Origin of the sequence: Streptomyces sp. CC228A (genome assembly GCF_021390935.1) — a bacterium.
In the GTDB taxonomy this organism is placed as follows: Bacteria; Actinomycetota; Actinomycetes; order Streptomycetales; family Streptomycetaceae; genus Streptomyces.
The window spans coordinates 722859-745915 of the sequence record NZ_JAJPUI010000001.1; the positions used below are offsets into that span (position 1 = coordinate 722859).

Sequence of the window (23057 nt, forward strand, 5' to 3'; positions counted from 1 at the left end):
CGCGGGGCGGGGCGGTGCCCGCGGCGGTGGGCGCCGCCCCGGTGCCGGCCTGGGCCCCCTCCCGTCCGGCGGGTGCCCTTCCGTCCGGCGGGTGCCCTGCCGGCGTCGGGACGGCTCGCTCGGGCTGCCCGGCCGGGGGTTAGGTTGGGGTGGTGGGTCGTCGTGGAATGAGGGCGCCGGTGGCGCCGCTGGGGCAGCGGGACGGGGTGGACCCCGTGCGGGTGCGGCTGCCGGCCGATCCGGAGGGCCGGTGGCCGACCGTGCGGGACCACCTGGTGGAGCGGTACGGCGCCGCCATCGGGGTCGAGCGGGTCGACGCGATGCTCGCCGAAGGGGCGTTCGTCGGCGGCGACGGGCGGCACGTGGCCGCGGACGAGCCGTACCGGTCCGGGCGGCACGTGTGGTTCCACCGCGAGCTGCCCGCGGAGGAGCCCGTGCCGTTCCCGGTCGGCGTCGTCCACCGGGACGAGCGGGTCCTGGTCGCCGACAAGCCGCACTTCCTCGCCACCACGCCGAGGGGGCGGCACATCACCGAGACCGCCGTCGCGCGGCTCCGGCGCGAGCTGGGCCTTCCGGAGCTCCAGCCCGCGCACCGGCTGGACCGGCTGACCGCGGGCCTCGTGCTGTTCGTCGTACGGGCCGAGGACCGGGGGGCGTACCAGACGCTGTTCCGCGACCGGCGGGTGCGCAAGGAGTACGAGGCCGTCGCGCCCCACGCCCCCGGCCTCGACCTGCCCGCCACCGTGCGCAGCCACATCGTCAAGGATCGGGGGCGGGTGGACGCGTACGAGGTCGAGGGCGCCGAGCCGAACAGCGAGAGCCGCGTCGAACTGGTCGAGCAGTGCGGCGGGCTCGCGCGGTACCGGCTGGTGCCGCAGACCGGGCGCACCCACCAGCTGCGGGTGCACATGAACCGGCTGGGCGTGCCGATCCTGCACGATCCGCTGTACCCCGTCGTACGGGACGACGGGCCGGAGGACTTCACCCGGCCGCTGCAACTGCTGGCGCGGGCGCTGGAGTTCACCGACCCGTTCACCGGGGCGCCGGTGCGGTTCGAGAGCCGGCTGCGGCTCGGGCCCCTCGGCTGAGACCCTCGTCCGCCCTGCGGGGGCGTCGGTCCGGGCAAGGAGGCGGCGGGGCTCGCGGGCCCGGCCGTGTACGGGCGGGGTGCCCGGGCGGGCCCGGGGGTGCGGCAGCGGGTTCGGGCAGCTTCGGGCGGGTCGGGAGGGGCGGGGCTTGAAGGCGTGGCGCCGCATGGGCTTGAGTGGAGCCGGTGGGCGGCGGCGCCCACGCGTCGACATCCGAGCAGCCCGTGGAGCCTGTATGCGCACACCCCTCGTCGTGGCGGTGATGGGGGTCTCCGGCACCGGCAAGAGCACCGTCGGCCCCCTGGTCGCGGACCGGCTGGGCGTCCCCTTCGCGGAAGGCGACGACCTCCACCCCCCGGCCAACGTCGCCAAGATGACCGCCGGCGTCCCGCTGGAGGACGCCGACCGGTGGCCGTGGCTGGACGCGATCGGCCGGTGGGCGCGCGGCCGGGCCGGCCTCGGCGGTGTGGTGAGCAGCTCGGCGCTCAAGCGGTCCTACCGGGACCGGCTGCGGGAGGCGCACCCTGAGCTGGTCTTCCTGCACCTGACCGGCGACCGGGCGCTGATCGAGGGCCGGATGGCCGCGCGCCGGGGCCACTTCATGCCGGCCGCGCTGCTGGACTCCCAGTACGCGGCGCTCCAGCCGCTCGGCGAGGACGAGGCCGGGGTCGCCGTCGACGTGTCCGGCACCCCTGAGGAGACCGCGAACCGGGCGGTCGCCGCGCTGCGCGCCCTCACCTGACGGTCCGTACGCATCCGCTGCCCTCGGCCCGGCGGGGTGCCGCGGCCTCACCGGCCCGGCGCCGGGGCTGCGGGTCCGCGGCGGGGACGACCGCCGGGCACCGGAGGCCGGCATCCGGTGCCCGCCGCCGCCCGGCGCGGGCGCCCGACCGCCGGGCGCCGCGGAAACCCCGGGGCGTCCGGCGGGGGGCGCGTGGCACACTTCCCGGCATGTCCGACGCACCTGCACTGCCCCCGTACGAACTGGCCTTCCCCGGCCCCCTGCGCGACCGCCTGGTGGCGGCCGTGCTGACGGGGCGGAAGACCGCCACGACCGGGCTGCTCGCCGCATACGAGGCGGAGGGGGAGCCGCTGCCCGCGTCCGGCGACCGGTCGGCGCTGCTGGACTCGGACGGGCGTCCGGTGGCGGTGGTGGAGGTCACCGGCATACGGGTGCTGCCGCTCGGCGAGGTGGACCTGCGGCACGCCGTCGACGAGGGCGAGGGCCACCGGTCCGTCGCCGAGTGGCGGGCCGCCCACGAGCGGTTCTGGCACGGCGCGGAGCTGCGGGAGGCGCTGGGCGACCCGGACTTCACCGTCGACGACACGACCGGCGTGGTGGCCGAGCGGTTCCGCGTCGTGGAGGTACTGGATCCGGTCGCCGCGGCGGTCGCGGGCGAACTGGCCCTGCTGGAGCCGTCCGTGCGGGCGTCCCGCGCGGAGTCGGAACGGCTGCTCGACCCGGAGTTCACTGAGGTCGGCGCCTCCGGGCGGTGGTGGACGCGTGCCGCGATGCTGGACGCGCTCACGGACATGGACGACGTCGCGGCGCTGGACGGGCAGGGCGCCCCCTGCGTGCCGGCCGGTGTGCGGGGCGTCCTGCTGGCCCCGGACATCGTGCACCTGACGTACGAGCTCGCCTTCGGAGGCCGCCACGTGCGGCGCAGCTCCGTGTGGCGCAGGCAGCCGGACGCGGTCCTGTGGCGGCTCTACTACCACCAGGGGACGCCGGTGCCGCCGGAGCACCGGTGAACGCCGCGGCAGGTGACCGGGTGCCGCTGCGGCTGCCGCGCCCGTGAGGGCCGTTCAGGGGCTCCCGCGCCCGTGAGGGCCGTTCAGGCGACGGCGCGGGCGGCGGCCCGGCCCGCCGTGCGGCCGGAGAAGAGGCAGCCGCCGAGGAAGGTGCCCTCCAGGGAGCGGTAGCCGTGGACCCCGCCGCCGCCGAAGCCGGCGGCCTCACCGGCCGCGTACACGCCGGGCAGCGGCTCGCCGTCCGGGGTCAGCACCCGGGACGACAGGTCGGTCTCCAGACCGCCCAGCGACTTGCGGGTGAGGATGCGGAGGCGCACCGCGACGAGCGGGCCCGCCTCCGGGTCGAGGAGGCGGTGCGGGGCCACCGTGCGGATGAGCCGGTCGCCGAGGTAGCCGCGGGCGCCCCGGATGGCGGTGACCTGGAGGTCCTTGGTGAAGGGGTGGGCGGTCTCCCGGTCCCGGGCGACGATCTCGCGGCGCAACTCGGCCTCGTCGATGAGCGGCTCGTCCGTGAGCGCGTTCATGCCGCGCACCAGGGCCGCGAGGTCCGGCTCGACGACGAAGTCGGCGCCCTTGTCCATGAAGGCCCGCACGGGCGCGGGCACGTCGGTGCGGGCGCGGGCGAGGACGCCGCGGACGGACTTGCCGGTGAGGTCGGGGTTCTGCTCCGACCCGGAGAGCGCGAACTCCTTGCCGATGATCCGCTGGTTGAGGACGAACCAGGTGTGCTCGTGGCCGGACCTCATGATGTGTTCGAGGGTGCCGAGCGTGTCGAAGCCGGGGAACAGCGGGACCGGCAGGCGGCGGCCGCGGGCGTCGAGCCAGAGGCTGGACGGTCCGGGCAGGATGCGGATGCCGTGCCGGGGCCACAGCGGGCTGTGGTTGGCGATGCCCTCGGTGTAGTGCCACATGCGGTCGCGGTTGACGTGGTGGGCGCCCGCCTCCTCGGCGATGCCGAGCATGAGGCCGTCGACGTGCGCGGGGACGCCGGACAGCAGCCGCCGGGGCGGCGTGCCGAGCCGCTCGGGCCACTGGGCGCGGACCAGGTCGTGGTTGCCGCCGATGCCGCCGGAGGCGATGACCACCGCCTGGGCGCGGTACGCGAACCGGCCGGTGGTGTCGCGGCTGCTCGCGGTGCCGCGTGCGGCGGCGGACGGGGCGAGCACCTCGCCGCTGACGGTGTCGACGGCGCCCGCGGTGCGGCTGAGGCCGGTCACGCGGTGACGGAACCGCAGCTGCACGAGGCCGCGGGCGGCTCCCGCCCGGACCCGCCGCTCGAACGGGGCGACGAGGCCCGGACCCGTCCCCCACGTGATGTGGAAGCGGGGCACGGAGTTGCCGTGGCCGGTGGCGTCGTACCCGCCGCGCTCGGCCCAGCCGACGACGGGGAAGAAGCGCACGCCCTGGCCGCGCAGCCAGGCGCGCTTCTCCCCGGCCGCGAAGTCGACGTACGCCTCCGCCCACCTGCGGGGCCACCGGTCCTCGGGGCGGTCGAAGCCGGCCGTGCCCAGCCAGTCCTGCAGGGCGAGCTCGCGGCTGTCGCGGATCCGCAGCCTGCGCTGCTCGGGCGAGTCGACGAGGAAGAGCCCGCCGAAGGACCAGTGGGCCTGGCCGCCGAGGGACTGCTCGGGCTCCTGGTCGAGCAGGATGACGCTGCGCCCGGCGTCGACGAGTTCCGCGGTGGCGGCCAGACCGGCGAGTCCCGCCCCGATCACGATCACATCAGCGTCGTACGCCATGGGGGATCCGTCCTTCCGGGGCCGGGACGCGGGGTGCGCGGAGTGCTCCGATCTTCTGTACCGGGCAGTAGCGCGTCAACCTCCCGGACCGCTCCTCGTCGGCGGGCGGCCCGTTCCCCCCGCGTCCGCGCACGGCGGCCGGCCGCCCGGCGGGAGCGCCGGGCGGCCGGTGGTGAAGCGGGCCGGTCAGTGCCTGAACGTGTCCTTGGCCTTCTCGGCCGCCTGCTTGGCGTCGCCCTTCGCCTGCTCGGCGCGCCCCTTCGCTTCCAGGCTCTCGTTGCCGACAGCCCGGCCCGCGGCCTCCTTGGCCTTGCCCTTCGCGGTCGTGCCGATGTTCTTGGCCTTCTTGCCGGCGGCCATGTTCCACACCTCCTGGTCGGTGTGCCGACCGGCGGCCCGATGAACCGCCGGGAGCACCATGCGTACCGGGCGGGTTCCCGCGCAGCCCGCGGCCATGCGTCGGGACGCGACGGCCGGGGGGCGTGCCGCTCGGGGCGCACGGCGGGAGCGGCGTGCCGGGCGGACCCGCACCCGGTGCCGGGTCCTCGGCACGGTCGCTTGCCTGCCGTCTGCCCGCCCTCAGCAGCCTGTCCTCAGTAGCCTGTGCTCCCGGCTGGTCCGACGCGGGAAGGGCAGGGACGGAGATGGGGAAAGCGTCCGCGGACGAGGTGCTCGACGTCGTCGACGAGCACGACGAGGTGGTGGGGCGGCTGCCCCGGGGCGAGGTGTACGCGCGCGGGCTGCGGCACCGCTGCGTGTTCGTCCTGGCCCGGGACGCCGAGGACCGCGTGTTCGTGCACCGGCGGACCGCGACGAAGCTGGTCTTCCCTTCGCTGTACGACATGTTCGTGGGCGGTGTGGTGGGCGCGGGGGAGTCGTACGACGGCGCGGCGCTGCGGGAGGCCGAGGAGGAGCTCGGCGTGCGGGGGCTGCCGCGCCCCGTGCCGGTGCTGAAGTTCCTGTACGACGACGGGCCGGGCGGGCGGGGCTCGTGGTGGTCGTGGGTGTACGAGGTGCGCTGCACCCTGCCGGTCGCCCCGCAGGAGTCGGAGGTGGCCTGGCACGCCTTCCTGCCGGAGGCGGAGCTCGCGGAGCGCCTCCCCGCGTGGCAGTGGGTGCCGGACGGCCTGGCGGCGTGGCAGCGCCTGCGGGAGGCCCGCCGGGGTGACCGGGCGGCCCCCGGGGGCCTCGGCGGCGGCGCGGCCGGCCGGGTGCGGGGCCGGGCGGCCGCCCGATGCGCGGCCGGCTGCTGCGGGCAGGCCCGCCCGGTCAGAGGGTGCCGTCCACGAGCCGTACGGCGGGCTGCTGCGCGTACCGCCGGGGCGGGCCCACCCGGCGGAGCGGGCGGGCGACGGTCCGGGGGCGTCGGCGGGTGCCTCCGCCTCGGGGTCCCGGAGCAGGGCAAGCAGCAGCAGAAGGCGCTCGGCGGGATCGGTGAGGCCGTCAGCGGGACCGGCTCCGGCCGGTACGGCCTCCGCGAGGGCGGCCGGTTCACACCAGGGCAGGCCGCGCCCCGGGGCGGTGGCGTGGTCGCGAGCGAGCCAGTCGAGGGCGGGCCGGCCGGTGTGCCGGAGGAAGCAGTCGACGCCTGGGCCGTCCGGGCTGTTGCGGTAGACGACGGCCGCTGCACCGCCTTCGTCGCACGGGACGCGCAGCACGGGCCAGTCCCGCTCGTCCCCCAGCCGCTCCCACACCGCGTCCAGGTCCGCGCCGTCGAGCCCGTACGGCCCGAGGAGCGATCCCTGCGGGCCGGTCAGCGGCAGGCGGAGGTGCAGGCACCAGAACTCGGGGCGGGCCGCCAGGTCTTCCGCGGCGGTCAGCCGGGCCTCCCCGGCGGACAGCGCGCGGGACTCCGCCTCGTAGCCGGGCAGCAGGAGGGTGCGGGGTGTCATTCCCGCAGGCTGGGGGGCGGCGCCGGCGGGACGCGGTTAGGGTGCGGGTGTGAGTGGCATCGGACGGAGTCTGCGGGACGTGCGGTTGTGGTTCGCGCCGCAGCGGGTCCGGGAGGAGGGCGAGACGCCCGACTACCGTTTCTCGCTCGCCAACGAGCGGACCTTCCTCGCGTGGCTGCGCACCGGGCTCGCCCTGGTCGGCGGCGGCTTCGCCGTGGACCAGTTCCTCCCCGACCTGCGGTGGGGGGTCCGGGTGGGCCTGGCGCTGACGCTGATCGGCGCGGGGGTGCTGTGCACGGTACGCGCGGTGAACCACTGGATCCGCTGCGAGCGGGCCATGCGGCGCGGGGAGGACCTGCCGGTCAGCCGGTTCCCGGCACTGCTGGGGGCGGCGGTGGCGCTGGTGGCGGCCGCGATGGTGCTGGTGGTGCTGTTCGGGTGGGCCGGGTGACCGGGGGGCTCGGGCTCCGCGACCCGGGGCTGCAGCCGGAGCGGACGCGCCTGGCGTGGCGGCGTACGACGCTGTCGTCCACCGTCGTGGCCGTGCTGGCGGCGCGTCAGGCACTGCACGACGGGGCGACGTCGGCCGGCCTGCTGGGGGCGTGGCTCTCGCTGCTGGTGTGGGCGGCGCTCCTGGGCGTGGCGCACCGCAGGATCCGCGCGCTGGGGTCCGTGCGCCCCGAGGCCCTGAGCCCCCGGGCGGCCTCCGCGGCGGTGGGCTGCACCCTGGCGCTGGCGGCGTTCGCGGTGGCCGTGGTGGTGTGAGCCGCGGCGGCGGTCCGCGCCCTCGCTGCCGCACCCGGCCGCCGGGGCGGCTGCTGCCGTACAGGGGCGGCTGCTGCCGGGGCGGCTCTCCCGGTCCCGCCTGCCGGACACCGCCGCGCCGCGAACCCCCCACCGTGCACCGCCGCGCCGGGCGGTGCCGTGCCCGGCCGCGGTCGGGCGCGGCTTCAGTCGGCCCGGTCCACCGTGACCACGACCTTGCCCTGCAGGCCGCCCTCCTGGTTGGCCCGCTGGGCGTCTGCGGCCTCCTCCAGGGGGAAGGTCCTGGCCACGTGGACCGACAGGACGCCCTCCTCGGCGAGCGCCGCCAGCGCGGCGAGGTCCTCGGCGTCGGGGCGGACGAAGACGTACCGGCCGCCCAGGCCGACCACGTCGCCGTCCGCGATCGACGCCAGGCGCCCTTCGGGGGCCAGGACGTTCGCGGAGTCCTTGAGGCTCTGGCCGCCGAGCGTGTCGAAGGCCGCCTGCACGCCGTGCGGCGCCAGCTCGCGGACCCGGGAGACGAACCGGTCCCCGTACACGACGGGCCGAGCGCCCAGCTCCTGCACGCGCTCCACGCCGCTCTCCCGTACCGCGCCGATCACGTCGGCGCCCAGGTGGCGGGCGAGCTGGACGGCCATGGCGCCGACGCCGCCCGCGGCGGCGTGCACGAGCAGGGTCTCGCCCTCCCGGAGGCGCAGGGCACGGGTGATGACCTGGTACGCGGTGAGGCCGACGAGCGGCAGCGCCGCCGCCTCCTCGAAGCTGAGCCCGCGCGGCTTGCGGGCCAGGGTCCGCACGGGGGCGGCGACGTACTCGGCGAAGGTGCCGTGGCACAGGACGTCCTCGCGGACGTACCCCATGACCTCGTCGCCGACGGCGAACTCGGGGACGGACACGCCCGGCTGGACGACGACACCGGACACGTCCCAGCCGGGGACGACGGGGAAGACCGTGTCGAGGACGGTGTCCATGTAGCCGGCCTGGCACTTCCAGTCCACCGGGTTGACGGCCGCCGCGCGCACCTTGACCAGGACCTTGTCGGGGCCGACCTTGGGGTCGGGCAGCTCGCCGAACTCCAGGACCTCCGGTCCGCCGTAGCGGCGGTAGTGGATCGCCTTCATGGAACCGACCCTGCGGCGCTCCCGGGGCGCCCGCAACCCAAGGTGATCAATCGGACAAATAGGATTACTCTGGTGGCGTCAGCCGACTCGCCAGGACGAAAGGCTCCGCCATGACGGTCCTGCACAAGGAACACGTGGGGCACGCGCACGAACACGGCCCGGCGTGCGGTCACCAGTCCGTCGTACACGGGGACCACATCGACTACGCCCACGACGGGCACCTGCACCGCGAGCACTCGGGACACTGGGACGAGTGCGAACCGGGCGAGCACATCGCCCACAGCGGGCACGCGCACGAGCACGGGGACAACTGCGGGCACCCCGCCGTGGCCCACGGCGACCACGTCGACTACGTCCACGACGGCCACCGGCACGCCGCCCACGACGGCCACTGGGACGACCACTAGCACCGCGCCCGCCCGCCGGGCCTCACCCGGCCCGCCTTCCGGGCCTGCGGCGCCACGGGGAGGGCGGCCCGGAAGCCGCCGGGCCCGCCGGCCCGCGCGTTGACCACTCGGCGCTCCCTGACGGGCGCCGAGTGCCGCACCCGGCCCTTCCGCGCCACGGCCCGGCGGGCGGAGCGCGGGCCTCGGAGCGGCAGCCGGCCCCGGCGGACACCCTCCGGCGGAAGGCGGCACGCGCCGGGACGAGGCGCGACGTCTGACACAGCTTCCCCCTAGACGGCATACCGACTGGTCGGTCATCATGCGTCGGGGGCGCCGCCCGCGGCGCCCCGGCCCGATCGACGCGACCGTCCGGAGGTACGCCCATGAGCCTCGCCCCGCCGCCAGGACTCGACCCCGAGCAGTTGCGCGGGCTGCTGGACCGGGAGCGGCCGGGGCTGGTGAGGGGGCCGCTGCGCGGCCGGCTCATCGAGGGCGGCCGGTCGAACCTCACGTACGCGGTCACGGACGGCACCTCCCGCTGGGTGGTGCGGCGGCCGCCGCTCGGGCACGTGCTGGCCACCGCGCACGACATGCGGCGCGAGCACCGGGTGATCAGCGCCCTGCGCGACACCCCCGTGCCCGTGCCGGCCGCGCTGCTGCTGTGCGAGGACGAGACCGTCCTCGGCGCGCCCTTCTACGTCATGGAGCACGTGGACGGCACGCCCTACCGCACCGCGGACCAGCTGGCCGCGCTGGGGCCCGCCCGCACCCGGGGGGCCGTGCTGAACCTGCTGGACACGCTCGTCGACCTGCACGCCGTCGACCCGGACGCGGTCGGCCTCGGCGACTTCGGCCGGCCCGACGGCTTCCTGGACCGGCAACTGCGCCGCTGGGGCAAGCAGCTGGCCGCCTCCCGGGGCAGGGACCTGGCGGGCATCGACGAACTGCACGCCTCCCTCGGCCGGTCGCTCCCCGCATCCCCGTACGCCACCGTCGTCCACGGCGACTACCGCCTCGACAACGCCCTCATCGGGGAGGACGACACCCTGCGGGCGGTCCTCGACTGGGAGATGTCCACGCTGGGCGACCCGCTGACCGACCTCGGGCTGCTGGTCATGTACAGCACGCCGCTGGACCTGCCGGGCCCGCCCGTCAGCACCACGGCCGCGGCCCCCGGCCACCCCTCCCCCGGCGAGCTGGTGGAGCGCTACGCCGTCCGCTCCGGGCGCGACACCTCCGCGATCGCCTGGTACACCGCGTTCGCCCGGTTCAAGCTCGCCGTGATCCTGGAGGGCATCCACTACCGCTACACCCTCGGCCGGACGGTCGGCGCCGGCTTCGACCGCATCGGGGAGCTGGTCCCCGTCTTCATCGAGCACGGGCTCACCACCCTGCAGGAAGGCTGATCCGGACATGGACTTCGCGTTCGACGCCCGCACCGAGGAGCTGCGGGCACGCCTGCTCGCCTTCCTGGACGCGTACGTGTACCCGGCGGAGCCGGTCGCCGAGGAGCAGCGGGCCGCGCTCGCCTCGCCCTGGGACACCCCGCCGGTGGTGGAGGAACTGAAGGCGGAGGCCCGCAGGCAGGGCCTGTGGAACCTCTTCCTCCCCGACGAGGAGTACGGCGCCGGGCTGACCAACCTCCAGTACGCGCCGCTCGCCGAGCTCACCGGCCGCTCACCCCAGCTCGCCCCCACCGCCCTCAACTGCGCCGCGCCCGACACCGGGAACATGGAGGTGCTGGCCCAGTTCGGGAGCGAGGAGCAGCGCAAGCGCTGGCTGGAGCCGCTGCTGCGCGGGGAGATCCGGTCGGCGTTCGCGATGACGGAGCCGGACGTCGCCTCCTCCGACGCGACGAACATCGAGACCCGCATCGAGCGGGACGGCGACGAGTACGTCGTCACCGGGCGGAAGTGGTACATCTCCGGTGCCATGAACCCGGACTGCCGGGTGTTCATCGTCATGGGGAAGACCGACCCGGACGGAGACATCCGGCGGCAGCAGTCCATGGTGCTCGTCCCGCGGGACGCCCCGGGCGTCGAGGTGCGCCGCGCGATGCGGGTGTACGGCTACGAGGACCACCACCACGGCGGGCACGCCGAGGTGGTGTTCGACGGCGTGCGGGTGCCCGTCGCGAACCTGGTGGGCGAGGAGGGCGGCGGCTTCGCCATCGCGCAGGCCAGGCTGGGTCCCGGCCGCATCCACCACTGCATGCGCCTCATCGGGATGGCGGAGCGCGCCGTCGAGCTGATGTGCCGCCGGGCGGTGTCCCGTACGGCCTTCGGCAGGCCGCTCGCCGCGCAGGGGCAGGTCCAGGCGTGGATCGCGGACGCCCGCGTGGCGATCGAGCAGCTGCGGCTGCTGGTGCTGAAGACCGCGTGGCTCATGGACACCGTGGGCAACAAGGGCGCGCACACGGAGATCCAGGCCATCAAGATCGCCACCCCGAGGACGGTGGTGGACATCCTGGACCGGGCGGTGCAGCTGCACGGCGCGGGCGGGGTGAGCCAGGACTTCCCGCTGGCGGAGCTGTGGGCGGCGGCACGGACCCTGCAACTCGCCGACGGCCCCGACGAGGTCCACCAGCGGTCCCTGGCCCGGCGGGAGCTGAAGGCGTACGGGTGAGCCGCGCGGCCGGGCGCCGGGAGGCCGCCCGGCCGGGGCACCCGGTGCGCCTCGGGGGCCGAGCCGGTCGCGGTGCCGTGCGGGCGCACGCTCGCGTGCGGCGGGCGGGGCTCCGGCGCGGCCGCCGGGGGCGCGTGCGGGGGCGCTCCCGCGGCGGTTACGGCCGGAGGGCCCGCAGCAGGAGGTCGGCCAGGTGGTCGGCGACCTGCTGCGGGCTCAGCGGCCCGTCCGGTCGGTACCACGTGGACAGGTGGTGGACCGAGCCGAAGTGGTAGTCGACCACCAGGTCCGCGGGCGTGGCGGAGGAGAAGACGCCGCTGCGCTGCCCCTCCTCGACCAGGGCGCGGAACCTCTCGTGGTAGCGGCGGCGCTCGGCCCGCACCTGCCGGTTCTTCTCAGGGCTCAGGTGGTGCATGGAGCGGAAGAAGATCGCCGCGTCGTCGAGGTTGTCGATGGTGGTGACGACCACGTCCGCGGCGGCGTCGCGCAGCCGCTGCTCCACGGGCGCGTCCGCGCCGGCGAAGGCGTCGAGACGCTCCTGCTGGAGGCGCAGCACGCGCGCGTACACCTCCTGGAGGAGGTCCTCCTTCGACCCGAAGTAGTGGTAGAGGGCGCCCTTCGTGACCCCGGCGGCCTCGACGATCTCCTGGACGGAGGTGCGGTCGTAGCCCTGCTCCGCGAAGAGCCGGGTGGCGGCGGCCAGCAGCCTGCCGGGGACGGGTGTGGTGCCGCTCCCGTCCGTCGTCCTGGCCATCGCCGCCACCTCTTCCTCATGTTCGTGCCGCCTGGTCGTCGACCGATCTTCCCATTCGTCCGGCGCGGCTCACGCCATGGCGTCCTCCCAGGCGCGCTGGATGCCGTTCATGCCGCCGAGCCAGCGCTCCGGGTCGCCCGCGCGGGCACGGTAGTAGTCGGCGACCTCGGGGTGGGGCAGGATCAGGAACCGGTCCTCCTCGATGCCCCGGAAGAGCGCGTCCGCGACGTCCTCGGGCTCGATCGCGGTGGGGGCGAGGACGAGCTTGCCCGCCGAGCCCGCGGCCGTCAGCATGTCGGTGCGCACGCCCTGGGGGCAGACGGCGTGGACCTTCAGCCCGCGGTGGCGGTAGGTGAGGGACAGCCATTCGGCGAAGGCGTACGCGGCGTGCTTGGAGGCGCTGTAGGGCGCGGCGCCGACCATGGTGAGCAGCCCGGCGGCCGACACCGTGGAGACGAACCGGCCTGCGCCGCGCTCCAGCCAGTCGGGCAGCAGGGCGCGGGCGGCGCGGACGTGGGCCATGACGTTGACGTCCCACGCGGCGGACCAGACCGCCTCGTCGGCGAAGGCGTCGCCCGGCGCGGCGAGTCCGGCGTTGGCGCACCACACGTCGACGGTGCCGCCGAGCGCCTCGCGGGCCGCGTCGACGACGGCGGAGGCGTCGCCGGGGACGGCGACGGCGCCGATCTCCGCGGCGACGGCCCGGGCCCGCTCCGCGTCCAGGTCGTTGACCGCGACGCGGCAGCCCTCGGCGGCGAACCGGCGGGCGAGCGCGGCGCCGATGCCGCCGCCCGCGCCGGTGACGACGACTCCCTGACCTCGTACGCCGCCCATCGGCGCACCACCTCTCGACGGATCCGGTACCGCGGACGGGCGACAGACTAACCAGTCGGTATGCCATGGCGGAAGGGGTCGGCCGCCTAGCGTGCAGGATCATGGATCCCACACTGAGGCTGCCGGACCCGAGCCGGCGCGGGGTGCTGGCCGGTGCGGCGGCGGCCGTCTGCACGGGCGGGGGCGCGGCGTGCGCGTCCGCTCGGGAGCCGCGGCCGAAGGACCCGCACCCCACAGGCACGGCGGCCACGGGGACGCGGGGGACGGCGCCGCCGAGCCCGGACGCCGGCGGCGTGACGACCGGGTTCGACCGGCTCGCGGCCGACGGCTACCGGCTGCTGACCGGGCAGCGGGTCGGGGTCGTCACGAACCCGACCGGCGTGGCCTCCGGCGACCTGCGGCACATCGTGGACGTGATGCACGCCGACGAGCGGGTGGACCTGGTGGCGGTGTTCGGCCCCGAGCACGGCTTCCGGGGCACGGCGCAGGCGGGCGGTTCGGAGGGCAGGACCGACGACCCGGCGACGGGGCTGCCGGTGTACGACACGTACGGGAAGAGCGGCCGGGCGCTGGCCGACGTGTTCACCGAGGCCGGTGCGGACACGGTGGTCTTCGACATCCAGGACGTGGGGACCCGCTTCTACACGTACGTCTGGACCCTGTACGACTCCATGGCCGCGGCGGCGCTGGCGGGCAGCCGGGTCGTGGTGCTGGACCGGCCGAACCCGGTCGGCGGCAGGGCGGCGCGGGGGCCGGTGCTGGAGCGGGCGTTCGCGTCGTTCGTCGGCCGGGAGCCGGTGGCGCTGGCGCACGGGATGACGGCGGGGGAGCTGGCGCGGCTGTTCGCCGGCGAGTTCCTGCGGCGCCCCGTGGACCTGGAGGTCGTACGGATGGCGGGGTGGCGGCGCGGCGACCTCTTCGACACGACGGGCCTGCCGTGGGTGCCGCCCAGTCCGAACATGCCGACGCCGGACACCGCGCTGGTGTACGCGGGGACGGGCCTGTTCGAGGGGACGAACCTGTCGGAGGGGCGGGGCACGACCCGGCCGTTCGAACTGCTGGGCGCGGAGGGCCTCGACGCACGGCGGTGGGCCGAGGCGGCGAACGCGCTGGAGCTGCCGGGGGTGCGGTTCCGCGAGGCGTACTTCGCCCCGGTCTTCTCGAAGTTCGCGGGCCGCACGGTCGGCGGTGTGCAGGTCCACGTGGTGGACCGCGAGGTGTTCGACCCGGTGCGGACCGGGGTGGGGCTGCTGGTGACGGCCCGCCGGGTGTGGGACGGGTTCGCCTGGCGGCCCGACCGGTGGATCGACAAGCTGACGGGCTCCACGGCGGTGCGCACGCTCGTCGACGCGGGCGCGGACACCGGCGAGGTCACGGCGGCCTGGCAGCGGGACCTGGCGGCCTTCCGCGCCGTACGGCTCCGCTACCTCCTGTACCGGTGAGGCGGCGGGCCCAGAGGGGAGCCGGCCCGGCGGGCGGGGCGGGCAAGGGCAGCTGAGGCAGCCCGGCGGCGCACGGTACGCGGTACGCGGTACGCGGCGGTGGAACTCCCCTGCCGCGGCAGCCGGATGCGCTGTCCGCCGGCGCGCGGCAGGGGAACTCCCGTGCGGCAGGCGGAACTCCCGTGCGGCAGGCGGCTGCCGGTCCCGCGCCCGCCGGCGCCGAACACCTCCCGGGCCGCTTCCGTATCAGTGGTGGGACGTACCGGTGATGGGGTCCATCCGATTTTCGATGGAGCCGAATGCGGGCACCCGTACGTCCATTCAGCGACGCCGGAGGACCAGCGACGGAGGTGGCGGAGCGATGGCCGGATTCCGAAGTCTCGCAAGACAGGTACGCGATCCGGGGTGCGATCCGGCACTGCGGCGCTATGCGCTGCGCAAGTGCCTGGAGCGGTTCGCCCCGTACGGGCACCGGGCGACCTGGCACCACCTGTGCGGCAGGCACGGGTTCGGGCCCGACGACCGGGACGCCGATCCGGCGCGGCTGGTGGCCGCGCTGGAGGAGTTGGAGGACGCGCGGGCGGTGTGGCTCGCGTACGAGCGGCGGGTCGCGGAGCGCCGCAGGAGGGAGAAGCACCTGGGACTGCGGCGCCCGTCGGCGGTCGACGACTGGCACCGCCGCACCTGGGGCGGCAACGGGGTGGCGCCGTGCGCGGACCCGAAAGTGCATCCGCAGGCGCCGCTCGGCGAGGTGCTGCGCCGGCTCATCACGGCGCTGGAGGCGGGCCCCGGCAGGCGGTGCCCGGTGTGCGGCGGGGCCCGCTTCGGATGGCGCCCCGGCGCCTCCGGCCTGCCCGGCTGCGGACCGCTGTGCGCGCGGTGCGGGGTGGTGGTGCCCGTACAGGCGCTGGCGGACGAGGTGCTGGCGACGGCGCGGCGGCAGCCCGCGTCGGGCGCCGGCGCACTGCGGGGGCTCGCGGCCGCGGGCTGACGCCGCGGGGGCCGGGAGGTCGGGCGGCCGGGCGGCGGGCCGGGAGGCCCGCGCGTCGACGGCGGCGGACGGCCCTGCGGGTCCGGCGGCCGGGAGGGCCGCCCGCACGGCCGCGTCCCCCGCGCCGGGCCGCGGGTGACCGGCCGTCAGGCCGTACAGCGGCCGGACGATGCCACCCGCCCCGGCGCGGCGCCCGGCGCGGACAGGGCCCGGCACGGGCGCCGGTACGCGGCTGCGAGAGGGCATCGTGCCGTCCGGCGGCCCTCCCCACCGCCCGTGCGGACCGGTGCGGCTACTCCCCCGCCCGGGGGTTCCCCTCCTCGCCGGGCCTGCGGCGGCGCTCGCCCAGGAGCCGGGACCCGGTGATGGCGTCCCCTATGGCGTCATCCGGGTTGGACAGCGCGCAGCTCTTCAGGGACAGGCAGCCGCAGCCGATGCACTGGCTGAGCTGGTCGCGGAGGAGGCTGAGCTGCTCGATACGGGCGTCCAGTTCGCCGCGCCACCGCTCGGAGAGCCGAGCCCAGTCCTCCGGCGTGGGGGTGCGCCCCTCGGGGAGCTGCGCCAGCGCCTCGCCGATGGCGGCCAGCGGGATGCCGACGCGCTGGGCGGCGCGCACGAAGGCGACGCGGCGCAGCGCGTCACGGGTGTAGCGGCGCTGGTTGCCGCTGGTGCGGCGGCTGGTGATGAGGCCCTTCGACTCGTAGAAGTGCAGGGCCGAGACGGCGGCTCCGCTGCGGGCGGAGAGCTGGCCGACGGTGAGCTCGTGGATCTTCTGCGGGATCTGCGCCATCCCGTGGAGCCTACTGGTCCGTTGACAGGCGCGGCGCACCCCCAGCATGCTGAGCAAGCGCTTAGACAGTCGACGAGCAGGAGAGCAGGGAGCAGGCATGGCAGAGCCCAGGGTGTTCACGTCCGCCGACGAGCTGCGGGCCGCGGTCGGGGAGGAGCTCGGCCCGAGCGACTGGCTGGAGGTGGACCAGAAGCGGATCGACCTGTTCGCCGAGGCGACCGGCGACCACCAGTGGATCCACGTGGACCCGGAGCGGGCCGCGGCGGGGCCGTTCGGCACGACGATCGCCCACGGCTATCTGACGCTGTCCCTCCTGCCCGTGCTGGTCCCGCAGCTGCTGCGCGTGGAAGGCGTCACGATGGGCCTCAACTACGGGGCCAACAAGGTCCGCTTCCCGGCTCCGGTGCCCGTGGGGTCGCGGCTGCGGGCGACCGCCGTCCTGAAGGAGGTCGTGGACGTGCCGGGCGGCGGGGTGCAGCTGACGGCCGCCGTCACCGTGGAGCGGGAGGGCGGCACGAAGCCGGTGTGCGTGGCGGAGCCGGTGTACCGGTACGCCTTCTGACACCGGGACGGCGCCCCCCGGCCGGCGGGCACCGGGCACCGGGCACCGGGCACCGGGCACCGGGCACCGGGTGGAGAACGGCGACCCGCGGCCCGGGGGATCGGAGCCCGTCGCCCGGGGGCATCGGAGGCCGCGGCCCGGGGGCCCGCGACCGGGGCCGCCCGGGAGGCGGCGGCGCCGCTACGCGGTCCCGGACCCGTCCGCGCCCACCATGCGCAGGACCAGCCCTGCGTAGAGGTCCCCGACCTCCTCCGGGCTGCGGCGGCCCTTCACGTTGAACCAGCGGGCCACGTCGATGCAGAGCGACAGGACGGCGAGGGCGGTGCCGGGCACGTCCGCCACGTCGAACTCGCCCGCGGCGACGCCCTCGTCGATGATGCGCCGCACCGCCGCGTCGCTCCTGCGGCGCAGCGCGACGATCTCGTCGCGGTGCTCGGGCCGCAGGGCGTCGAGCTCGTACTGCACGACGCGCGCCGTGGCGTGCCGGCCGGCGTGCCAGCGGACGAAGGACCGCACGGCGCGGGACAGCCGCTCGGCGGCCGTGCCGGGGCTGCCGGCGGCGCCCTCCAGGATCTCCAGCGCCTTGGTGTGGCCGATGCTGCTGATCCGGTGGAGGAGCTCTTCCTTCGTCTTGTAGTGGATGTAGAGCGCCGCGGGGCTCATGCCGGCGCGGCCCGCGATGTCCCGGGTGGTCGTGGCGTGGTAGCCGCGCTCCGCGAACGCGTCGACGGCGGCCACGAGCAGCCGCCGCGCCGCGTCCGGCGCGACCTCGCCCCAGGCCGCGTCGTCGGTGCCGGCCTTCTCCTCCGCCGTACTCATCGTTCGCTCGCCCCTTCCGTACCCGAGGCGACCACCATACCCCGCCGGTGAGCAAGCGCTTAGGGCATTGGGGGGCGGACCGGTCCCTTCCGGCCTCCGGGCGCCCCGCTCAGAAGGCGGACACTCCGGTGAGCGCACGGCCGATGATCAGCTTCTGGATCTGGCTCGTGCCTTCGTAGAGGGTCATCACGCGGGCGTCCCGCAGGAGCTTGCCGACCGGGTACTCGTCGATGTAGCCATAGCCGCCGAAGACCTGGAGGGCGTTGTTCGCGCAGCGCACCGCGGCCTCCGAGGCGAAGAGCTTGGCCTGGGAGGCCGCGGTGGCGAAGTCCCGCCCCCGGTCGACGAGGTCGGCGACCCGCCAGGTCAGCATCCGGGCGGCCTCGACGTCCACCGCAATGTCGCTCAGAAGCTCCTGGACGAGCTGGTACGACGCGATGGGCCTGCCGAACTGCTCGCGCTGCCCCGCGTACCCCACCGCGGCGTCGAGCGCGGCCTGGGCGATGCCGACACAGCCCGCGGCAACGGACATCCGCCCCTTGGCGAGGGCGGACATGGCGACGGCGAACCCCTTGCCCTCCGCCCCGAGGAGGGCGCCCGCCGGCACCCGGACGTCCTGGAGGACCAGTTCCGCGGTGGCCTGGCCGCGCAGGCCGAGCTTGCCGTGGACGGGTCGCCGGCTGAGGCCCGGAGCGCCGGCGGGGACGAGGAACGCGGAGATCCCGCGGTGGCCGGGGGCCTCGTTCGTGCGGGCGAAGAGCAGCACGACGTCGGCCCAGGTGCCGTTGGTGATGAACATCTTGGAGCCGTTGACCACCCAGTCGCCGCCCGGCTCCCGGACCGCCCGGGTGGCCAGGCCCGCGGCGTCGGAGCCGGTGCCGGGCTCGGTGAGCCCGAAGCAGCCGAGCAGCTCGCCCGAGGCCAGCCCCGGCAGCCAGCGCCGCTTCTGCTCCTCGTCGCCCCAGGCGGCGATCGTCTTGGCGACCAGCCCGAGCGAGACGGAGACGATCCCGCGCACGGCGGAGTCCCCGCGCCCCAGCTCCTCGGTGACCAGGCAGTACGCCAGGTGGTCGCCGCCCGAGCCGCCGTACTGCTCGGGGAGGGTGAGGCCGAGGAAGCCGAGCGCGCCGAGCTTCTGCACGATCGCCCGGTCGACGCTCTCGGCGCGGTCCCACGCGGCGGCGTACGGCACCACCTCGCGGCGGACGAAGTCCTCGGCGAGCCGCCGGACGTCCTGCTGCTCCCGGCTCAGCTCCAGGTCCACGGGGGCTCCCCTCATTAACTACCACTGCTAGTTTTTGTCGGCAGCCCTACTATGTGCCGCATGGCCCGACCGCGCAAGCCCCTGCTCAGCCGTGAACGCATCGTCGCGGCGGCGGCCGCCCTGGTGGACGCGGAGGGCCTGGAGGCGGTGTCGACCCGGCGGCTCGCCGCCGAACTCGGGGTCAGCGGGCCCTCGCTGTACAACCACTTCCGCACGAAGGACGAGATCCTGGAGGCGGTCGCGGACGCGGTGAGCGCGCAGGTCGACCTGTCGATGTTCGACGCGGGCGACCCGCGCGACTGGCGCACGGCGCTGCACGACTGGGCGGTGTCCTACCGGGCCGCCCTCACCGCGCACCCGAACATCGTGCCGGTGCTGGCCCGCGGCCCGGGCCGCCGCCCCGCGGGCCTGCGGGTGGCGGACGCGGTGTTCGGCGCGATGGTGCGGGCGGGCTGGCCGCCCGCCATGGCCACCCACATCGGCGCCCTGATGCGGTACTTCGTCACCGGCTCCGCGCTGGGCTCCTTCGCCCTGGGCTTCGTCGACGACGCGGCGGCGTACGACCCGGCCGACTACCCGCACCTCGGGCAGGCGCACCTACTCGCCGAGCACCAGGAGCGCGTCGACGAGGGCGCGTTCGAGACGGGGCTGCGGGCGCTGCTCGACGGGCTGGCGGTGCGGTACGAGGCCGTCGTACGGGCGTGAACCGCAAGCCGCACCGCCCCGTGCCCGGGGATCGGGGCGCGGGGGGCGCGTACGCGGGGGGCGCGTACGCGGGGCGGACGGACCCGCGCAGGGCGGGAGCGTCGGGCCGTGCGTGCCAGGCGGGCAGGCGGGCAGGCGGGCAGGCGGGCAGGCGGGCAGGCGGGCAGGCGGGCAGGCGGGCAGGCGGGCAGGCGGGCAGGCGGGCAGGGTCAGAAGACCACCAGGGCGCGCCCTCCCTTGCCGGCGAGCATGTTGTCGAACGCCGCCGGGATGCCGTCCAGGGCGATCCGGTCGGTGACCAGGGCCGACAGGTCGAGCCGGCCGGCGCGGACGTGCTCGGCGAGCACCGGCAGGTCGGCGGCCGGGTCGGCGTTCCCGTACACGCAGCCGGTCAGGGAGCGGCCCCAGTGGAAGATCTCCAGGGCGTGGAAGGACACCTGCTGGTCCTTGCCGCCGATGCCGACGACCGTGGTGCGCCCGCCGCGGCGGGTGGAGTCCCAGGCGGTGCGGATGGTGACGGCCCGGCCGACGCACTCGACGGCCGCGTCCGCGCCGCGCCCGCCGGTCAGCGCGCGGATCTCCCTGGCGGTGGTGGCGGAGGCGACGACGAAGTCCGTGGCTCCGGCGGCCCGGGCGAGGGCCTCCTTCTCCGGTGACACGTCGACGGCGACGATCGGCCCCGCGCCGGCGATCCGCGCCGCCTGGAGGGCCGACAGCCCGACCCCGCCGACCCCGAACACCGCCACGGACTCCCCCCGGCGAACCCGCGCCGCGTGGTGGACGGCGCCGTAACCGGTGAGGACGGCGCAGCCGAGCAGGGCCGCGTCGGCGAGCGGCACCCCCTCGGGCACAGGCAGCACGCAGGCCGCGGCGACGACGGTCTCCTCGGCGAACGCGCCGACGTTGAGGCCCGGGTGGAGCTCGGTACCGTCCTCGGTGACGGCGTGCACCCGCCCGGTGCCGCTCAGCGCCTCGGTGCACAGCCACACCTCCCCGATCCCGCAGTGGTGGCAGGACCCGCAGGACGGCGCCCAGTTGAGGACCACGCCGTCGCCGGGTGCGACGTGCGTGACGCCCTCCCCCACGGCGACGACCGTGCCCGCGCCCTCGTGGCCGAGGACGGCGGGCACGGGCACGCGCATGGTGCCGTCCGAGAGGGACAGGTCGGAGTGGCACACCCCGGCGGCGGCGAGGCGGACCCGGACCTGACCGGGCCCCGGCTCGGGCAGGTGGATGCCGGTGATCTCCAGCGGAGACCCGACGGACGGCAGGACGGCGGCGCGGACGACCACGATCTGTTTCTCCCGGCTCGGACGGCGGCTGGACGGCGGGCTCAGAACTGGAGGGACTTGGTGTGCAGGTACTCGGTCAGGCCGTGCTCGCCGAGCTCGCGGCCGATGCCGGACTGCTTGTGGCCGCCGAAGGGGGCCAGCGCGTTGAAGCGGCCGCCGTTGACGTCCACCTGCCCGGCCTCCATACGGCGGGCGAAGGCGGCGGCCGCGGCCGGCTCGCCCCACACGGCGCCCGCGAGGCCGTAGACCGTGCCGTTGGCGATGCGCAGCGCGTCCTCCTCGTCCTCGTACCGGAGGAACGCGACGACGGGCCCGAAGATCTCCTCCTGGGCGATGGCCATCTCCGGTGTGACGTCGGCGAAGAGGGTCGGGCTGACGTAGTAGCCGCGGGTCAGCGGCGGGGTGGGGCCGCCGGCCACCAGGCGGGCGCCCTCCGCGAGGCCCTTCTCGATGTAGCCGACGACCCGGTCGCGCTGGTCCGCGCTGACGAGGGGGCCGATGCGCTCGCCGGGCACATAGTCGGCGACGGCCTCGGCGGCGAGGGCGACGGCCTCGTCGTACTGGTCCCGGTGGACGAGGACCCGGGTCAGGGCGCTGCACCGCTGCCCGGAGTTGGACAGGGCGTTGGCCAGGGTCGCCTTCACGGCGGGGGCGAGGTCGGCGCCGGGCAGCAGGACGCTCGCGGACTTGCCGCCGAGCTCCAGGGCGACGCGCTTGACGGCGCCGCCGGCGAGGGCGCCGATCCGGCGGCCGACGGCCGTGGAGCCGGTGAAGGACACCATGTCCACCCCGGGGTGCTCGACAAGGGCCTGCCCGGCGACCGGGCCGAGGCCGCAGACCATGTTGAACACCCCCGCCGGGAAGCCCGCTTCGTGCACGACCTCCGCGAACAGCCGGGCGGTGAGCGGGGTGTTCTCGGCGGGCTTGAGGACGACCGCGCAGCCGGCGGCAAGCGCGGGGGCCACCTTGGCGACGATCTGGTGCAGGGGGTAGTTCCAGGGGGTGATCGCGCCGACCACGCCCACCGGCTCCATCAGCACGGTGGAATTGCCCACCCGCGTCTCGAAGGGGTAGGAGGCGACCAGTTCGGCGTACGAGCCGGCGACCGCGATCGGCAGCTGCGTGTGCACGGCCTGGGCGAGCTTCGGCGGGGCCCCCAGCTCGCTGGTGACGGTCGCGGCGATCTCGTCGGCCCGGGACGCCATCGCGTCGCGCAGCGCGGCGAGCCGGGCCGCGCGCTCGGCGGGCGGGGTGGCGGCCCAGCCGGGGAAGGCCGCGCGGGCGGCCCGCACGGCCGCGTCCACGTCCTGTGCCGACCCGGCGCCGACCCGGGCGACGACCTCCTCGGTCGCCGGGTTGACCACCGCGAGGGGCTCCGCCGCACCGGCGGACCGCCACGCCCCGTCCACGTAGACGCCGTCGAGGACCTTCATCCGCTGCTCCCTTGTACTCCCGCCCGGCCCGAGCGGTGGCTCGGCTGCTGCCCACCAAACTAGCGGCGGTAGTTTTCGGGCGCCAGAGCCGGAAGGCGCCGGCGTCAGAAGCCGACGCGGACCCGGTCGTCGACTCGGGCGACGGACTCCTGGCCGAACTGCAGCCGGTACGCCTCCCTGATCCGCTCGATCTTCGGGCTGCTCTCGCGCGCCTGCGCCGAGGGGTAGAGCAGCACCAGCTCGTACGACCGCTCGCGCACCACCGTGCCGTCCGCGCCGCGCCACTGGCCGCGCCCCTCCTGCACGGTCAGTCCGTCGGGGAAGCGGGGGGTGACCTCGCGGTCGACGAAGGCCGTGAACTCCCGGTCGGTCACGGCGGGTCCGCCGTCGGGCCGCTCGGTGCCGAAGAGCAGGCGCGTCTCGGCGAACGGCTCCGCACCGGCCGGGGCGGCGGCCACCGGGGGCGGTGCGGCATCGCCGAAGCCAGCAGAGGCGGCCGGGGCCGCGACCGCGAGCAGGGCGGCGGCGGCCGCGGCGGCGGCGAGGCGGCCCCGGCGCGGCGACGCGGCGCGCGCGGGCGAGGGCGAGGGCGCGGGCGCGGGCGATGGCGCGGGCGAGGGCGCGGCTGCCGTGGGGCCGGAGGGAGCCGAAGCGGCCGGGGCGGGCCCGGATGGCGCAGGGGGCGGGACGAGCGGCATGCGGGATCTTCTCCTCTGCGGTGGGGGTGCCGCACGCGCGGCGCACGGGGCGCGGCGGGCTCGGTCGACCGCCGGCCGCAGGGGCGGGGGCAGTCGCCGGGGAGG

The 23057-nt window shown here is 76.1% G+C and carries 23 protein-coding genes and 2 pseudogenes; 14 read left to right on the forward strand and 11 right to left on the reverse strand.

All coding sequences use genetic code 11. The features are described from left to right. Window positions 1-167 precede the first annotated feature (167 nt). The 4 genes and pseudogenes from L6E17_RS03235 to L6E17_RS03250 all read left to right on the forward strand — a co-directional run bounded on the left by L6E17_RS03235 (window position 168) and on the right by L6E17_RS03250 (window position 2840). Complete coding sequence (locus tag L6E17_RS03235) at window positions 168-1088, forward strand: pseudouridine synthase (protein ID WP_236239628.1); 921 nt, start codon at window positions 168-170, stop codon at window positions 1086-1088. A 235-nt stretch (window positions 1089-1323) separates the two neighbouring features. Then, window positions 1324-1830 carry a gluconokinase gene (locus L6E17_RS03240; RefSeq protein WP_236239237.1) on the forward strand — a complete coding sequence of 169 codons (507 nt, stop codon included), beginning with the start codon at window positions 1324-1326 and terminating at the stop codon, window positions 1828-1830. Window positions 1831-2039: 209 nt separating this feature from the next. Next, window positions 2040-2459 (forward strand): annotated as a pseudogene (locus L6E17_RS03245) (ASCH domain-containing protein); the annotation flags it as partial. Beyond that, on the forward strand, window positions 2448-2840 hold the full coding sequence (locus tag L6E17_RS03250) for a DUF4440 domain-containing protein (RefSeq protein ID WP_308315832.1): 393 nt from the start codon (window positions 2448-2450) through the stop codon (window positions 2838-2840). The pseudogene L6E17_RS03245 and the gene L6E17_RS03250, both read left to right, overlap by 12 nt. A gap of 83 nt (window positions 2841-2923) precedes the next feature. Here L6E17_RS03250 and L6E17_RS03255 read toward each other — a convergent pair whose 3' ends face one another. Beyond that, window positions 2924-4579 carry an FAD-binding dehydrogenase gene (locus tag L6E17_RS03255; protein WP_236239238.1) on the reverse strand — a complete coding sequence of 552 codons (1656 nt, stop codon included), beginning with the start codon at window positions 4577-4579 and terminating at the stop codon, window positions 2924-2926. A gap of 186 nt (window positions 4580-4765) precedes the next feature. Then, a complete protein-coding gene (locus L6E17_RS03260; protein ID WP_236239630.1) occupies window positions 4766-4939 on the reverse strand; it encodes a CsbD family protein in 174 nt (57 codons plus the stop codon). A gap of 284 nt (window positions 4940-5223) precedes the next feature. Here L6E17_RS03260 and L6E17_RS03265 point away from each other — a divergent pair. The 3 genes and pseudogenes from L6E17_RS03265 to L6E17_RS03275 form a co-directional block, all read left to right on the forward strand. Next, window positions 5224-5745, forward strand: a pseudogene (locus L6E17_RS03265) (NUDIX hydrolase); the annotation flags it as partial. 784 nt (window positions 5746-6529) lie between these two features. Further along, on the forward strand, window positions 6530-6922 hold the full coding sequence (locus L6E17_RS03270) for a DUF202 domain-containing protein (RefSeq protein WP_236239631.1): 393 nt from the start codon (window positions 6530-6532) through the stop codon (window positions 6920-6922). Beyond that, window positions 6919-7236, forward strand: a complete 318-nt coding sequence (locus L6E17_RS03275; protein WP_236239632.1) for a DUF202 domain-containing protein — start codon at window positions 6919-6921, stop codon at window positions 7234-7236. Before L6E17_RS03270 ends, L6E17_RS03275 begins: the two co-directional genes overlap by 4 nt. A gap of 185 nt (window positions 7237-7421) precedes the next feature. Here the strand turns inward: L6E17_RS03275 and L6E17_RS03280 are convergent, their stop codons facing one another. Beyond that, window positions 7422-8357 carry an NADP-dependent oxidoreductase gene (locus tag L6E17_RS03280; protein ID WP_236239239.1) on the reverse strand — a complete coding sequence of 312 codons (936 nt, stop codon included), beginning with the start codon at window positions 8355-8357 and terminating at the stop codon, window positions 7422-7424. 110 nt (window positions 8358-8467) lie between these two features. Between L6E17_RS03280 and L6E17_RS03285 the strand changes: the two genes are divergently transcribed. The 3 genes from L6E17_RS03285 to L6E17_RS03295 all read left to right on the forward strand — a co-directional run bounded on the left by L6E17_RS03285 (window position 8468) and on the right by L6E17_RS03295 (window position 11368). Next, window positions 8468-8764, forward strand: a complete 297-nt coding sequence (locus tag L6E17_RS03285; RefSeq protein ID WP_236239240.1) for a hypothetical protein — start codon at window positions 8468-8470, stop codon at window positions 8762-8764. 362 nt (window positions 8765-9126) lie between these two features. Then, window positions 9127-10149 carry a phosphotransferase family protein gene (locus tag L6E17_RS03290; RefSeq protein WP_236239241.1) on the forward strand — a complete coding sequence of 341 codons (1023 nt, stop codon included), beginning with the start codon at window positions 9127-9129 and terminating at the stop codon, window positions 10147-10149. Window positions 10150-10156: 7 nt separating this feature from the next. Then, on the forward strand, window positions 10157-11368 hold the full coding sequence (locus L6E17_RS03295; RefSeq protein ID WP_236239242.1) for an acyl-CoA dehydrogenase family protein: 1212 nt from the start codon (window positions 10157-10159) through the stop codon (window positions 11366-11368). Window positions 11369-11525: 157 nt separating this feature from the next. Here L6E17_RS03295 and L6E17_RS03300 read toward each other — a convergent pair whose 3' ends face one another. Then, window positions 11526-12122, reverse strand: coding sequence for a TetR/AcrR family transcriptional regulator (locus L6E17_RS03300; RefSeq protein WP_236239243.1), 597 nt, complete (start codon window positions 12120-12122; stop codon window positions 11526-11528). Between the two features lie 69 nt (window positions 12123-12191). Continuing rightward, window positions 12192-12956 carry an SDR family oxidoreductase gene (locus L6E17_RS03305; protein ID WP_236239244.1) on the reverse strand — a complete coding sequence of 255 codons (765 nt, stop codon included), beginning with the start codon at window positions 12954-12956 and terminating at the stop codon, window positions 12192-12194. Between the two features lie 101 nt (window positions 12957-13057). On the opposite strand from L6E17_RS03305, the gene L6E17_RS03310 reads away from it, so the two are divergent. Beyond that, window positions 13058-14398 (forward strand): exo-beta-N-acetylmuramidase NamZ domain-containing protein, encoded by a 1341-nt coding sequence (locus tag L6E17_RS03310; protein WP_236239245.1) that lies wholly within the window; start codon window positions 13058-13060, stop codon window positions 14396-14398. A 361-nt stretch (window positions 14399-14759) separates the two neighbouring features. Continuing rightward, window positions 14760-15389 carry a hypothetical protein gene (locus L6E17_RS03315; RefSeq protein WP_236239246.1) on the forward strand — a complete coding sequence of 210 codons (630 nt, stop codon included), beginning with the start codon at window positions 14760-14762 and terminating at the stop codon, window positions 15387-15389. A 292-nt stretch (window positions 15390-15681) separates the two neighbouring features. On the opposite strand, the gene soxR is transcribed toward L6E17_RS03315, so the two are convergent. Continuing rightward, window positions 15682-16179 carry a redox-sensitive transcriptional activator SoxR gene (gene soxR, locus L6E17_RS03320; protein WP_236239247.1) on the reverse strand — a complete coding sequence of 166 codons (498 nt, stop codon included), beginning with the start codon at window positions 16177-16179 and terminating at the stop codon, window positions 15682-15684. A gap of 97 nt (window positions 16180-16276) precedes the next feature. On the opposite strand from soxR, the gene L6E17_RS03325 reads away from it, so the two are divergent. Further along, complete coding sequence (locus tag L6E17_RS03325; RefSeq protein WP_071267730.1) at window positions 16277-16741, forward strand: MaoC family dehydratase; 465 nt, start codon at window positions 16277-16279, stop codon at window positions 16739-16741. A gap of 180 nt (window positions 16742-16921) precedes the next feature. Here the strand turns inward: L6E17_RS03325 and L6E17_RS03330 are convergent, their stop codons facing one another. Next, window positions 16922-17560, reverse strand: a complete 639-nt coding sequence (locus L6E17_RS03330; RefSeq protein WP_236239248.1) for a TetR/AcrR family transcriptional regulator — start codon at window positions 17558-17560, stop codon at window positions 16922-16924. Between the two features lie 109 nt (window positions 17561-17669). Further along, window positions 17670-18824 carry an acyl-CoA dehydrogenase family protein gene (locus L6E17_RS03335; RefSeq protein ID WP_236239249.1) on the reverse strand — a complete coding sequence of 385 codons (1155 nt, stop codon included), beginning with the start codon at window positions 18822-18824 and terminating at the stop codon, window positions 17670-17672. Between the two features lie 60 nt (window positions 18825-18884). Here L6E17_RS03335 and L6E17_RS03340 point away from each other — a divergent pair, with 60 nt between their 5' ends. Then, window positions 18885-19529 (forward strand): TetR/AcrR family transcriptional regulator, encoded by a 645-nt coding sequence (locus L6E17_RS03340; RefSeq protein ID WP_236239250.1) that lies wholly within the window; start codon window positions 18885-18887, stop codon window positions 19527-19529. 209 nt (window positions 19530-19738) lie between these two features. On the opposite strand, the gene L6E17_RS03345 is transcribed toward L6E17_RS03340, so the two are convergent. The 3 genes from L6E17_RS03345 to L6E17_RS03355 form a co-directional block, all read right to left on the reverse strand. Then, a complete protein-coding gene (locus L6E17_RS03345) occupies window positions 19739-20824 on the reverse strand; it encodes a Zn-dependent alcohol dehydrogenase (RefSeq protein ID WP_236239633.1) in 1086 nt (361 codons plus the stop codon). A gap of 38 nt (window positions 20825-20862) precedes the next feature. Next, window positions 20863-22254 (reverse strand): aldehyde dehydrogenase family protein, encoded by a 1392-nt coding sequence (locus L6E17_RS03350; RefSeq protein ID WP_236239251.1) that lies wholly within the window; start codon window positions 22252-22254, stop codon window positions 20863-20865. A gap of 104 nt (window positions 22255-22358) precedes the next feature. Continuing rightward, on the reverse strand, window positions 22359-22952 hold the full coding sequence (locus L6E17_RS03355; protein ID WP_308315815.1) for a DUF3574 domain-containing protein: 594 nt from the start codon (window positions 22950-22952) through the stop codon (window positions 22359-22361). Window positions 22953-23057 lie beyond the last annotated feature (105 nt).